At 62.0% G+C, this 12405-nt stretch carries 12 protein-coding genes; all 12 read right to left on the reverse strand.

Features of this window, described 5'->3' with window-relative positions; genetic code table 11:
• Nucleotides 1-159 precede the first annotated feature (159 nt).
• Nucleotides 160-429 carry a 30S ribosomal protein S15 gene (gene rpsO / locus B7H23_RS02445; protein WP_094075801.1) on the reverse strand — a complete coding sequence of 90 codons (270 nt, stop codon included), beginning with the start codon at nt 427-429 and terminating at the stop codon, nt 160-162.
• 273 nt (nt 430-702) lie between these two features.
• Complete coding sequence (locus tag B7H23_RS02450; RefSeq protein ID WP_094075802.1) at nt 703-957, reverse strand: hypothetical protein; 255 nt, start codon at nt 955-957, stop codon at nt 703-705.
• Nucleotides 958-1082: 125 nt separating this feature from the next.
• Nucleotides 1083-2213 carry a magnesium/cobalt transporter CorA gene (corA, locus tag B7H23_RS02455; RefSeq protein ID WP_094075803.1) on the reverse strand — a complete coding sequence of 377 codons (1131 nt, stop codon included), beginning with the start codon at nt 2211-2213 and terminating at the stop codon, nt 1083-1085.
• A 77-nt stretch (nt 2214-2290) separates the two neighbouring features.
• Nucleotides 2291-3352: a tRNA pseudouridine(55) synthase TruB gene (truB, locus tag B7H23_RS02460; protein WP_094075804.1), complete on the reverse strand. Its 1062-nt coding sequence runs from the start codon at nt 3350-3352 to the stop codon at nt 2291-2293.
• Nucleotides 3349-3771 (reverse strand): 30S ribosome-binding factor RbfA, encoded by a 423-nt coding sequence (gene rbfA / locus B7H23_RS02465; protein WP_094075805.1) that lies wholly within the window; start codon nt 3769-3771, stop codon nt 3349-3351. Before rbfA ends, truB begins: the two co-directional genes overlap by 4 nt.
• 139 nt (nt 3772-3910) lie before the next feature.
• Complete coding sequence (locus B7H23_RS02470) at nt 3911-4522, reverse strand: malonic semialdehyde reductase (RefSeq protein ID WP_240534945.1); 612 nt, start codon at nt 4520-4522, stop codon at nt 3911-3913.
• Between the two features lie 129 nt (nt 4523-4651).
• The gene (infB, locus tag B7H23_RS02475) at nt 4652-7231 is read right to left on the reverse strand and encodes a translation initiation factor IF-2 (RefSeq protein ID WP_094075806.1); all 2580 of its coding nucleotides are present in this window, start codon (nt 7229-7231) and stop codon (nt 4652-4654) included.
• On the reverse strand, nt 7228-7866 hold the full coding sequence (locus B7H23_RS02480; protein ID WP_094075807.1) for an RNA-binding protein: 639 nt from the start codon (nt 7864-7866) through the stop codon (nt 7228-7230). The genes infB and B7H23_RS02480 overlap by 4 nt, the downstream gene beginning before the upstream one ends.
• A 38-nt stretch (nt 7867-7904) precedes the next feature.
• A complete protein-coding gene (gene nusA / locus B7H23_RS02485; protein ID WP_094075808.1) occupies nt 7905-9512 on the reverse strand; it encodes a transcription termination factor NusA in 1608 nt (535 codons plus the stop codon).
• 62 nt (nt 9513-9574) lie between these two features.
• On the reverse strand, nt 9575-10186 hold the full coding sequence (gene rimP / locus B7H23_RS02490) for a ribosome maturation factor RimP (RefSeq protein ID WP_240534946.1): 612 nt from the start codon (nt 10184-10186) through the stop codon (nt 9575-9577).
• Between the two features lie 163 nt (nt 10187-10349).
• The gene (trmB, locus tag B7H23_RS02495; RefSeq protein WP_094075810.1) at nt 10350-11054 is read right to left on the reverse strand and encodes a tRNA (guanine(46)-N(7))-methyltransferase TrmB; all 705 of its coding nucleotides are present in this window, start codon (nt 11052-11054) and stop codon (nt 10350-10352) included.
• Between the two features lie 29 nt (nt 11055-11083).
• Nucleotides 11084-12337, reverse strand: a complete 1254-nt coding sequence (gene metK / locus B7H23_RS02500) for a methionine adenosyltransferase (protein WP_094075811.1) — start codon at nt 12335-12337, stop codon at nt 11084-11086.
• Nucleotides 12338-12405 lie beyond the last annotated feature (68 nt).

The following is a 12405-nucleotide window of genomic DNA, read 5'->3' on the forward strand; positions in this document are numbered from 1 at the left end:
GGCTTCGTTTCGATCGGCCGGCAATGCCGGCGGAAGCATCCTGCAATCCTGCCCCGTGACAGGCCTTCGGATGGTCGTTGACGCGGCGCGGACGCCGCGCATCTTCTCCAATATGAGAACGGCCCCGGCGCTAAGGAAGCGGGGGCCGTTTCACACGCCTTAGCGGCGGATGCCGAGGCTCTGGATGAGCTTGCGGTAACGCTCCTCATCCTTCTTCTTGACGTAGTCCAGCAGGCTGCGGCGGGTCGAGACGAGCTTTAGCAGACCACGGCGGGAATGGTTATCCTTCTTGTGGCCCTTGAAGTGCTCGGTCAGATTGGTGATGCGCTCGGTCAGGATCGCGACCTGCACTTCGGGCGAACCGGTGTCGCCTTCGGCGGTTGCGTATTCCTTGATCAGTTCGGCCTTACGCTCGGCAGTGATCGACATCGGATTGTCCTTTCAAAATCAGGAGGATCGGGACGCCCTTCGCCGGGATGTCGTCCAGCGTGGGCCATGACAAATAGCCGGAGAGGATCGAACCTCACCGGCCAATGGCGTGCCTATAGGCCATTTGTGGCGGAAATGGAAGCCGCGGCGTCAACAACCGCTTTTGACGTAGGCATCCGGCACAGCCTCACGCCAGGCGATGGATTCTGCGGCGCCACGAGACGAATAGGGACCATCCATTACGCAGTAGAACCCGTTGCGGAAATTGGGATACTAGTTGGTATCGATGACGCGCGTGCCGGCGCCGCCGCCCACACCCGGTCCGCCAAGCTGATCGAGGAAGGATCTGGCCGCTCTTTGGCTGCGACCGCAACGCAGAACGATGAACCAGCCGCAGGCCTGGACCTTTGTCACAGGTCGCTCGCTGCGCATTGGCGGTTCGATGTGAATCGAAACCGCCAAGGCTGGCAGAGCCGGCAGGGCCAGCCCGGCGGACAGAACGGTTCGCAAAAAAAGCTTTCCGGACATTCGTGCAACCTCCCCAATTGCATCGGCGCTTTCGGCCAACGCTGGTCAGACTCGGGATTGCGGGCCCTAGCGGTCAATTCGCCGACGGCCGTCCTCACGAGAAGTTGACAAGCGTTCATTGCGCTTCAATTGCCGCCCAGCCAGCCCTTTCGCCGGAAAAACCAGAGCAGGCCGAGCGCGATGACCAGCATCAGGCCAAGCGCCGTCGGGTAGCCGAAATAGAAGCTCAGTTCCGGCATGTTCCAGGGCGACACGTCCGGATCGAAATTCATGCCCCAAAGCCCCGCGAGGAAGCCCAGCGGGATGAAGATGGTCGAGACGATGGTTAGAAGGTTCACCACCTCGTTGGTGCGCGCCGAGGCCAGGCTCATATGCAGTTCGATCAGGCCCGTCAGCGTGTCTCGGTGGGTTTCGCTCATCTCCAGAAGCTGGATCGCGTGGTCCTGCGTGTCGGTCAGAAAGCGCCTCGTGTCGTCCGACAGAATATCGTTGTCTGTGCGGACCAGCGTGGCGATCGCATCGCGCAGCGGCCACAAAATCCGCAGCAGATGGCGGACCTCGCGACGCAGCTCGTACATACGCGTCAGCTGTTCCTGTTCGGCGGAATGCAGAACCTCTTCCTCGATCCGGTCGATCTCTTCGCTACGGGTTTCCAGAAGCGGGAAGTAGCCATCGACAATCGCGTCGATCAGAGCGTAGGCCAGGTAGTCCGCGCCACGGCCGAACAGACGCTTGCCGCCGGCATCGATGCGCTTTCGGACCGGATCGAAAACGTCGCCCGGCCGCTCCTGAAAGGTAATGACGAAATCGCGGCTGAAGAAGATGGTGATCTGTTCGCGCGCCCGATCGTCGTGAGTATCGAGCATCGGAAGGACCACGAAGAGATGGTCATCGTGAAATTCCGCTTTCGGTCGCTGGCCGACATTCAGCACATCCTCCAGCGCCAGAGGGTGGAACCCGAACCGCCGGCCGATCTCCTCGATCAGCCCGGCCTGCGCCAGCCCCGTGCAGTCCAGCCACAGTTTCGACCAGCCGCTCTTCAGCCGGTCCACATCGGAGAGCGTGACACCGTCATGGATTTCGTGACGGCCATCTTCGCCCAGCAGACGAAGCGTGAGGCGTGGCGGATGCGCGTCGGGATCGGCGATCAGCGTACCGGGCGGTGCGCCGACCGGGGCACGGCGGGATTTCGTTCTCTGCTTTCTGCGGCGGCTGCGCTTCGGCTTGTCGTCAACCGTTTCGGACAGTTCGGCCATGGCGGTGTCCCCTCGCAATGCGCTATCGATAAGAAAGAAAGCGCGAAGGCAGTGAAAGAAAAGGCCAGACCCGACGATCAGCTATGGGTGAAGACGCGCTTCGGCTGAAACTGACCGGCTTCGATCGCCCCAAGCGCGACCAGCCGGCCCCGATTGGTGACGAAAGCCTCTTCCGCTTCGGCCGGGGCGTCGCGTCCCCGGATGATGACCGCATTGCCGAGGCGCACGCGCGTCGCCGCATCGTCGTTCAGCGCGACATGCGGCAGGTCTTCAAGCGCGGCGGCCGTCGCGATCAGCAGATCGTCTAGCGCGGCGAAGCGTTCGATGCGCGGGCGCTCTGCCGGCTCCTCGCCGCGTTCGCGCGCGGCCTCATCGGCCGCAACCGCTGCGGCAACCTCGTCATCGCCGGTCTTCCGTGCGGCTTCGAGAGCTTCGAGCGTGACGAAATCCTCTTCCACGAAGGGGGCGACCTCGATCCGGCGCAATTCGCTGATATGGCCGTAGCAGCCAAGCTGGCGACCCATGTCGCGGGCAAGAGAACGGACATAGGTACCCTTGCCGCATTCGACCTCGAAGACGGTTCGGCCCGCCGCCTCGTCCATTTCGATAATGTCGAGCTTGTCGATCTCGACCTCCCGGGCCGGAATCTCCATCACCTCGCCGCCGCGCGCGACGTCGTAGGCGCGTTCGCCGCCGATCTTGATGGCCGAGAACTGCGGCGGCACCTGCATGATGACGCCGGTATAGTCGTCAAGAATGGCCTCGAGCGCCTCCCGCGAAGGCCGTGCTTCCGATGTTTCGGTCACTTCGCCTTCCAGATCGTCGGTGGACCGTTCCTCACCCCAACTCACCGTGAAGCGGTAGACTTTGATGCCGTCCATAACGAAGGGCACGGTCTTCGTCGCCTCACCCAGCGCGATCGGCAACATGCCGGATGCCAGCGGGTCGAGCGTACCGGCATGGCCGGCCTTTTCGGCATTGAACAGCCATTTGATCTTTGAGACGGCTTCTGTGGAGCCCATGCCGAAAGGCTTGTCGAGAATGACCCAGCCACTGACCGGGCGGCCCTTCTTCTTGCGCTGACGCGGCCCCTTGCCTTTCGGTTTGCCGCCGCGCCGGTTGCGGCCGTCGTCGCTCATTCGTCATTCTCCCGGTCGCCTTCATCGAACCGGTCGAGATCACGCGCCACCTCCGGGCTGCGCAATACATTGTCGATGCGGCTGAAATTGTCGAAGCTGGTATCGATACGAAACCGGAAGTCCGGCATGTATTTCATGTGTTTTAGCGCGGTTGAGACACGCTTTCGAATGAAGCTGCGATGGCGCGCGAGCGCTTTGACGATCTCGTCACCCTTGTCGCTGCCCATCGGCGTAATGAAGACGGTGCCGATTTTCAGATCGGGGCTCATCGCCACTTCGGAAACGGAGATCACCGCGCCATCCAGAACGGGATCGGAAATTTCCCCGCGTTGCAGCATTTCAGCGATGGCGTGACGAACCTGTTCGCCGACACGCAATTGCCGCTGGCTGGGGCCCTTGGAACGATCGAAACGGGACATGGACGGCCTTCCTTTCAGGATGGCGACAGGACGGGATGGAACCGGCCCGACAGGAAATGAGGCGGCGCTATAGCGAAGCTGGCCCGCTTTGGCCAGTCCCCTTTTTTCTTCCTTATTGAATCGCCGACTTTTATGGCTGCTAGGCCAAAATATCGGCCGCCTGCTCAAACGTCAGCCGCGGCAGGCGCTCATGCTTTGCGGGAGTCATATGACCGAGATTGCAGAGCCAGCTCGACCGCCAATTGCCACGCTTCTCATCGTCCCTGAAGAACTCCGCATCGACGCCATCGGCATCGAACCCGCCCATCGGGCCGCAATCGAGCCCAAGGCCTCGCGCTGCAAGGATCAAATAAGCGCCCTGAAGGCTGGAATTGAGAACGACATGGTTCTGAAATTTCTCAGGGTTGTCCGAAAGATTCTCAAACCGTGTCGGCTTTGGCGGAAACAGAATCGACATCGCCTTAGGGAATGCCGTGTCGTAGGCCACGACCACGGTCCAGGGCGCCTTCTCCGTCTTTTCCTTGTTGCCATCGCTCATATGCGGAATGAGCCGCGCTTTCGCTTCCGACCCGCGGGCGATGAAGAGGAAACGCGCCGGACAGGAATTGCTGGAAGTCGGGCCGAATTTCAACAGATCGTAAAGTTCGCGGATCGTCTCTTCCGACACGTCCTCGTCAGTGAAGCCCTGCGCAGTGCGGGCATCGCGGAAAAGGAGGTCGAAGTCGGCATCGGCTAGGCGCTCGGTCATCATCGGGTTCCGGTATCGGTTGAACGGTTCAGGAAGACCTATCGCCCAGCCTCGCAAAGGGAACGCCACGAACAAAGAAAAGGCGGGACCTTTCGGCCCCGCCCTGTCGATTGTCTGCTGTCGCGGTATCGGTCAGAGCGAGCGCGCGACCTCTTCGACCGTGAAGCATTCGATGACATCCTTTTCACGAATGTCCTCGTAATTTTCGAAGGCCATGCCGCATTCCTGCCCGGACTGCACCTCGGACACTTCATCCTTGAAGCGCTTCAGCGTCTTCAGCTTGCCGGTGTGGATGACGACATTATCACGCAGCAGGCGCACGCCGGCGCCGCGCTCAACGCGCCCTTCGGTTACGCGGCAACCGGCCACCTTGCCGACCTTGGTGATGTTGAAGACTTCCAGTATCTCGGCGTAGCCGATGAAGGTCTCGCGCATCTCCGGCGAAAGAAGGCCGCTCATGGCCGCTTTCACATCGTCCACCAGATCGTAGATGATGTTGTAATAGCGAATTTCCGTACCGTTCTGCTCGGAGGCATCGCGCGCCTGCTTGTTGGCGCGGACATTGAAGGCGATGATCGCGGCGTTGGACGCTTCGGCCAGGCTTATGTCGCTCTCGGTGATGGCGCCGGCGCCAGCATGGACGACGCGCACCTGCACCTCGTCATTGCCGACTTTTTCCAGCGCACCGATGATCGCTTCGGCCGAACCCTGCACATCGGCCTTGATGAGCAGCGGGAACTCCGTGATCTGGTTGGCCTGCGCCTGCGCCATCATCTGTTCGAGCGAGCCGCGCGAACCAGCCTGACGGGCCACCTGCTTTTCACGCGCCAAACGCTGACGATAATCGGAGATTTCACGGGCACGCGCCTCGTTCTCCACCACGGCAAGCCGGTCGCCGGCCTGCGGCGTACCTGACAGACCCAGCAGTTCCACCGGCATGGAAGGGCCGGCTTCCTTAAGTTGCTCACCGGTGCTGTCGACGAGCGCACGGACACGGCCCCATTCATTGCCGGCCACAACGATATCGCCGGTCCGCAGCGTGCCGGCCTGCACCAGAACGGTCGCGACCGAGCCACGGCCCTTGTCGAGCTGCGCTTCGACCACCGAGCCCTCTGCCGGCCGATCCGGGTTGGCCTTCAGATCGAGCAATTCGGACTGCAGCAGGATGGCCTCGAGAAGGCCATCGAGATTGGTCTTCTTGGTCGCCGACACCTCGACGTCCAGAACCTCACCGCCCATGCTTTCCACGAAAACCTCGTGCTGCAGCAATTCGGTGCGCACCTTGCTGGCGTCCGCTGCGGGTTTGTCGATCTTGTTGATCGCAACGATGATCGGCACACCCGCCGCCTTGGCATGATTGATGGATTCGATGGTTTGCGGCATCACGCTATCATCGGCCGCGACCACCAGAATGGCGATATCGGTGACTTCGGCGCCACGGGCGCGCATCGCCGTAAAGGCCGCGTGGCCGGGCGTATCGATGAAGGTGATCTTCTGACCGTCCTTCTCGACCTGATAGGCGCCGATATGCTGGGTGATGCCACCAGCTTCCCCGGACACCACATTGGCTTCGCGGATCGCATCCAGCAGCGATGTCTTGCCGTGATCGACATGGCCCATAATGGTCACGACGGGCGGACGGCTCTGCATGTCCTCTTCCCGATCTTCCACATCGTGGAGGCCAAGTTCGATGTCGCTTTCGGAAACGCGCTTGACGGTATGACCCATCTCGGTCGCGATCAGTTCGGCGGTGTCGGCGTCGATGATATCGCCGGGCTTGAGCATCTGGCCCTGCTGCATCATCAGCTTGACCACGTCGACGGCGCGTTCGGCCATGCGCTGGGCCAGATCCTGCACGGAAATGGTCTCGGGCACGGTCACTTCGCGCATCACCTTTTCGCGCGGGCCGCTGGACTGACCGCCACGCCGCGCCTTTTCCTGACGGCGGCGCATCGAGGAGAGCGAGCGGCTGCGGCCCTCATCATCGTTCAGGGCGCGGTTCAATGTCAGCTTGCCGGAACGGCGACGATTGTCGTCCGCACGCGGTTTGGCCGGGCGTGCGGCTTCGTTCTCGCGAGCCTTGGTTTCCTTGCGCTGCGGGGTCGCCTGCCGCCCTGCGGACCGCTCCTCGACCGGCGCATCGATCGCCTTGGCTTCCTTGCGGGCCACATCGTCGACACGCTTGCCGCCGCGCTTTTCCTCGACCACGGCCTTCGCCTCGGCCTCGGCCTGCAGACGGGCGGCTTCCTCGGCAGCCTTGCGTTCTGCTTCGGCGCGTTCGGCCTCACGCTTGGCATCTTCCTCAGCCAGGCGCTTGGCTTCCTGAGCCGCCGCCTCACGCTCAACGGATTCACGGGCCTTGGCTTCTTCAAGCGCGCGGGCGCGAGCTTCCATCTCGGCGCTGGACAGCCGTCCGCCGCCACCCTTCGCTACTGCCGGTCGCCTGGGCTGGGGCGCTGCGGCCGGGGCCTGGCGCTGCTGCGGCGGAGCCTTTGCCTCGACCTTCGGTTCAGGGGCTGCGGGCGCTGCCGCGTCCGCCTGCCGGTCTTCGGGCCGTGTGAACTTGCGCTTCTTCGTTTCAACGACGACGGCCTTGCTGCGGCCATGGCTGAAATTCTGCCGCACCGTACCAGCCTGATTGCCGGAGGGACGCAAGCCGAGCTTCGGCCGGACCTTGAGGGTCGTCTTATCGTCGTTCTTGTCGTCGCTCATTCCGTATCCTTCATTGCGGCTTCGTCCGCAGTTCCTTCGTGCTCCGCCGGTCCCTGCCGGTAGAGCGCCAGCGCCAACACGCGCTCGAATGCCGCCTGCCCGGCCGGATGACCAAGCACGGCAGCATGTATCACACTTCCCGCCCCCAATGCCAAACCCAATTGTTCGGCATCGAAAAGTCGGTAAACCGGGATGTCCGGGCCACCAAGATGGCGGGTTGCCGTGGCCGCCTGCTCCACCTTGCGCAGACCGTCCTGCGCACCATCGGTCGCATGAAGCACACAGGCCGCCTCGCCGGAGCGAATCTTCGCATCCACCTTTGCCGCACCGATAACGGCCCGACCGCTCTTGCGCGCCAGACCCAGCGCGCCAAGCGCACGTTCGGCCAGCAACCGGTCGACCCGATCCGCCAGATCCGGCGGCACCGCGACATCGGTCTTCAGGGCGCGGGAAAAGGCGCGGCGCTTTACCGCTTCTTCTATATATCGGCGCTCGGCGCGTACCCAGCAACCCCTACCAGGCAGAGAAGCTTTCAGATCCGGAACGAGCGAGCCATCCGGGCCCGCGACGAAACGCAACAGCGCGTTACCGCGCTCCGCCTTCGCTCGCGTCACAATGCATGTGCGGGTGGCCATCGCTTCCAATCGACTTCTCCCCGACGCCAATCATGGCGTCAGACGCTCGCTTCTTCGGCCTCGGCTTCGGCGCCAGCGTCGCCTTCGGCCTCTTCCTCTTCGGTCACCCAGCCAACGGCCTGGCGGGCATGCATGATCATCGCCTCGGCCTCTTCGGCGCTCACGCCGAAATCGGAGAGTGTGCCCTCATAGATGATCGTTTCGCCGTCCTTGCGTTCACGCCAGCCGGTCAGATCGTCGACAGCATAACCGGCGAAGTCTTCCATCGTCTTCACTTCATCTTTTTCACCGACGGCAACCATCATCGCCGAGGTCAGGCCGGGAATGTCACGCAGTTCGTCCTCGACGCCCAGTTCGCGGCGCTTTTCGTCCAGTTCGCCTTCGATCCGCTCGAGATATTCGCGGGCACGGGTCTGGATTTCCTCCGCCGTCTCGGCATCGAAGCCGTCAATCTCCGAAATTTCTTCCGGTTCGACATAGGCCACTTCCTCGATGGACGTGAAGCCTTCGGACGCAAGCACCTGGCCAACCATCTCGTCGACGTCGAGCGCTTCCATGAAGAGTTCGGAGCGTTCCTGGAACTCCGCCTGGCGGCGTTCGCTCTCCTTCTCTTCGGTGAGAATATCGATCGCCCATCCGGTCAGTTGGCTGGCGAGACGCACATTCTGACCGCGGCGGCCGATGGCCAGGCTCTGCTGGTCGTCCGGCACCACAACTTCGATGCGGTTGGCGTCCTCGTCGAGAACGACCTTGGCGACTTCCGCCGGCTGTAGTGCATTAACGATGAAGGAGGCCGCGTCGGGCGACCATGGAATGATGTCGATCTTTTCGCCGGACAGTTCGCCGACAACGGCCTGAACACGGCTACCGCGCATACCGACGCAGGCGCCGACGGGATCGATGGAGGAATCGCGACTGATGACCGCAATCTTGGCGCGGCTGCCCGGATCGCGCGCCACGGCGCGAATCTCGATGATGCCGTCATAGATTTCCGGCACTTCCATCTGGAAGAGCTTGGCCATGAATTGCGGATGGCTGCGCGACAGGAAGACCTGCGGGCCACGCTGCTCGCGGCGCACATCGTAGACATAGGCGCGAATACGGTCGCCATATTTGTAGAGTTCGCGCGGGATACCCTCGTCGCGACGGATGATGCCCTCGCCCCGGCCGAGATCGACGATGACATTGCCGTATTCGACGCGTTTAACCGATCCGTTGACGATCTCGCCGACGCGATCCTTGTATTCTTCAAACTGACGGTCGCGCTCGGCTTCGCGCACCTTCTGCACGATGACCTGCTTGGCCGACTGGGCGGCGATCCGTCCGAAATCCATCGGCGGCAGCTGCTCGGCAATGAACATGCCGACTTCCGCGTCCGGCTGACGCTCGCGTGCATCGCCGAGCTGGATCTGGGTGTGGTAGTCCTCAACGTCTTCGACCACTTCGAGCAGACGCTGCAGCTTGATCTCGCCCGATTGCGGGTTGATCTCGGTACGAATGTTCGTTTCCTGGCCGTATCGGGCGCGGGCCGCCTTGGAAATAGCGTCCGCCATCGCCTCGATGACGATCCGGCGATCGATGTTCTTTTCACGGGCGACCGCGTCGGCGATCTGCACCAGCTCCAGTCTGTTCGCACTGACAGCCATGGGTGTTTCTCCTGATGTCATCGCCGGCAACCGCGCCTGTTTGCGCTCCGGCGGTCGAAATCTCAATCCTCCGCCGAACCGGCGGTATCGTCGTTGTCGTTGTCGCTATCGAGGCCCTTCTTCAAAGCCTTGCGCACCGCCCGTTCCTTGGCCAGAGCGTCGCGGATCAGATCGTCCGTCAGTATAAGCCTGGCATCGGAAAGCGTGTCGAAGGGAATGGCGACTTCCACTTCATCGCCATAGCCGAGCGTGTCGCGCTTCAAGGTGAAGCCGTCATCGGTGACAGCCTCGATATAACCGCGGAACTTGCGGCGACCCGACAGGATCACGCTCGTTTCGATCTTCGCCAGATGACCCTGCCAATTGCGGAAATCGCTTTTGGCGATCAACGGCCGGTCGATGCCTGGCGACGAGACTTCCAGATGGTAAGCGCCTTCGATCGGATCGTCGACATCGAGCGCCGGCGAAATGGCGCGCGACAGCTCTTCGCAATCCTCCACACTCATCGTGCCGTTGGTCTTCTCGGCGAAGATCTGAAGCGTCTTGCCGTTCTGGCCGGTGATCCGCACCCGCACGAGACGGAAATCCAGCGTCTGCATGACCGGTTCGATAATCGCGGCGACATGCGCCTCGACACCTGTTTCGTGAATGATGCGATCATCCGACCCGGACAAAGCGCGCTCCGTTCTCTTCAAAAAAGGAAGCCGGTAATAAAAAAGAGCGGGACCTGGGGGACCCACTCTCCGTCTGACCGACCAAGAAGTTGACCTCCCTATACGCCCGCGATCCGTCATTTGCAAGACCGCTGACGCCCGCGGAAAAAGCGATCCAGCCCAGTCAGATGCGCTCGAACGCCAGATAGGCGGGCGGGCGTCCTTCGCGGATGGCCTTGGCTTCGTAGCGTGTGCCCGGCCAGCCATCATAGGGCGTGCGCCAGTGCTGCGGGCCGTCGGCGCGCCATTCGAAGGCGTCATGCCGGCGACAGTGCTGGAGCGTCCAGTTCACATAGGTATCGATGTCGGAGGCGAACCGAAAGACCCCGCCCGGCTTTAGAACGCGGGCGAAACGGTCGAGATTGGCGTCGTTGACAAACCGGCGCTTCCAATGGCGCTTTTTCGGCCAGGGGTCGGGATAAAGAAGATCGATGCCGGCAAGCGAATCGTCCGGCAGCCAGTCGAGCAGCCAGGTGGCGTCATCGTCGTAAAGGCGCAGATTGGGTCGGTCCTCGGCGTCCAGCGCCATCGCCATCTTGGCGAATCCGTTGACGAAGGGCTCCACACCGATGAAGCCGATCTGGGCGAAGCGGCCGCTTTCATAATGCAGGCGCTCGCCGCCGCCGAACCCAATTTCCAAACGCACCGCCTCAACCGGCACGGAGAACAGGTCGCGCAGATCAGCGGGAGCCGGTTCAGACAGATCGATAAGGCGCCCGCGTCTCGCACGGTCAAGCGCCGCGGCCTGTTTCGGTCGAAGGGTCTTTCCCTTGCGCCGGCCGAAAAAGGCGTCGGTCGTCCGGCTCGCTCTGGGTTTGTCGTCCGACATGGCAGAAAGACTTCAGGTTCGGATGCGAATCAGGCGCCCTGCCGGATCGCGTCCTTCAGAGCTTTCTTCAGATCGGTCTTTTCCCAGGAGAACGAGCCGCCGCGACCCGGCTTCCTGCCGAAATGACCGTAGGCCGCCGTCTGGGCGTAAATCGGCTTGTTCAAGTCGAGATGTTTGCGGATACCGGTCGGCGACAGGTCCATAACCTCCCGAACGGCCTTCTCGACGGCTTCGGCGGTGACGCGGCCCGTGCCATGCAGATCGACATAGACGGAAAGCGGCTGGGCCACGCCGATCGCATAGGATAGCTGAAGCGTGCAGCGTCCCGCCAGTCCGGCAGCCACCACGTTCTTAGCGAGGTAACGGGCGGCATAAGCGGCCGAACGGTCCACTTTCGTGGTGTCCTTGCCGGAAAACGCGCCGCCGCCATGAGGCGCCATGCCTCCATAGGTATCGACAATGATCTTGCGGCCGGTCAGGCCGGCATCGCCGTCCGGGCCGCCAATGACGAATTTGCCGGTCGGGTTGATATACCAGTTGCAGTCGTCGGCAATGGCCAGGCCGCCTTCTTCGAGCGCCTCGCGGATGTATGGCTCGACAACCTTGCGAACCTTTTTGTTGTCCCAGCTTTCATCCATGTGCTGGGTCGACAGGACGATCTGGGTCGCCTCCTTCGGCTTGCCGTCCACATAGCGCACGGTCACCTGGCTCTTGGCGTCCGGCCCAAGCTTGGCGGCATCGCCTTCGCCGGCATGGCGCGCTTCTGCCAGAAGCTGAAGGATACGGTGCGAATACCAGATCGGCGCAGGCATAAGATCGGGCGTCTCATCGCAGGCGTAGCCGAACATGATGCCCTGGTCGCCAGCGCCTTCTTCGCCCTGGCGATCTGCAGCATTGTCAACGCCTTGCGCAATATCGGCGCTCTGGCTGTGCAGGAGAATATCGATCTTGCAGGTTTTCCAGTGGAAGCCGTCCTGCTCATAGCCGATATCTCGGATCGCGCGGCGGGCGGCCGAACGGAACCGTGTGGGATTGATGACGTCCCGGCCGTTCTTGTCCTTCTTCATCAGGGTCGGCGGCAGGCGTACTTCGCCGGCGATCACAACGCGATTGGTCGTGGTCAGCGTTTCGCAGGCGACACGAACCGTCCAGGGATCAACGCCGGTCTTGCGCGCTTCCTTGTAGATCAGATCGACGATTTCATCAGAGATGCGGTCACAGACCTTATCGGGATGACCTTCGGACACCGATTCGCTGGTGAAGTGATAATTCTGTCGTAGCACGATTGGTTTACCTGTTGTCGATCAGCGGGACCGGGCGGAATCGCCCTTCATTTGCGGGAAAGGTCGCG

The sequence above is a fragment of the Notoacmeibacter marinus genome, assembly GCF_002238045.1.
GTDB classification, from domain to species: domain Bacteria; phylum Pseudomonadota; class Alphaproteobacteria; order Rhizobiales; family Rhizobiaceae; genus Notoacmeibacter; species Notoacmeibacter marinus.

Excerpts from the sequence above, each read along its gene's own strand:
- rpsO (WP_094075801.1), bottom strand. The coding sequence starts at position 429 with ATGTCGATCACTGCCGAGCGTAAGGCCGAACTGATCAAGGAATACGCA.
- B7H23_RS02450 (WP_094075802.1), bottom strand. The coding sequence starts at position 957 with ATGTCCGGAAAGCTTTTTTTGCGAACCGTTCTGTCCGCCGGGCTGGCC.
- corA (WP_094075803.1), bottom strand. The coding sequence starts at position 2,213 with ATGGCCGAACTGTCCGAAACGGTTGACGACAAGCCGAAGCGCAGCCGC.
- truB (WP_094075804.1), bottom strand. The coding sequence starts at position 3,352 with ATGAGCGACGACGGCCGCAACCGGCGCGGCGGCAAACCGAAAGGCAAG.
- rbfA (WP_094075805.1), bottom strand. The coding sequence starts at position 3,771 with ATGTCCCGTTTCGATCGTTCCAAGGGCCCCAGCCAGCGGCAATTGCGT.
- B7H23_RS02470 (WP_240534945.1), bottom strand. The coding sequence starts at position 4,522 with ATGATGACCGAGCGCCTAGCCGATGCCGACTTCGACCTCCTTTTCCGC.
- infB (WP_094075806.1), bottom strand. The coding sequence starts at position 7,231 with ATGAGCGACGACAAGAACGACGATAAGACGACCCTCAAGGTCCGGCCG.
- B7H23_RS02480 (WP_094075807.1), bottom strand. The coding sequence starts at position 7,866 with ATGGCCACCCGCACATGCATTGTGACGCGAGCGAAGGCGGAGCGCGGT.
- nusA (WP_094075808.1), bottom strand. The coding sequence starts at position 9,512 with ATGGCTGTCAGTGCGAACAGACTGGAGCTGGTGCAGATCGCCGACGCG.
- trmB (WP_094075810.1), bottom strand. The coding sequence starts at position 11,054 with ATGTCGGACGACAAACCCAGAGCGAGCCGGACGACCGACGCCTTTTTC.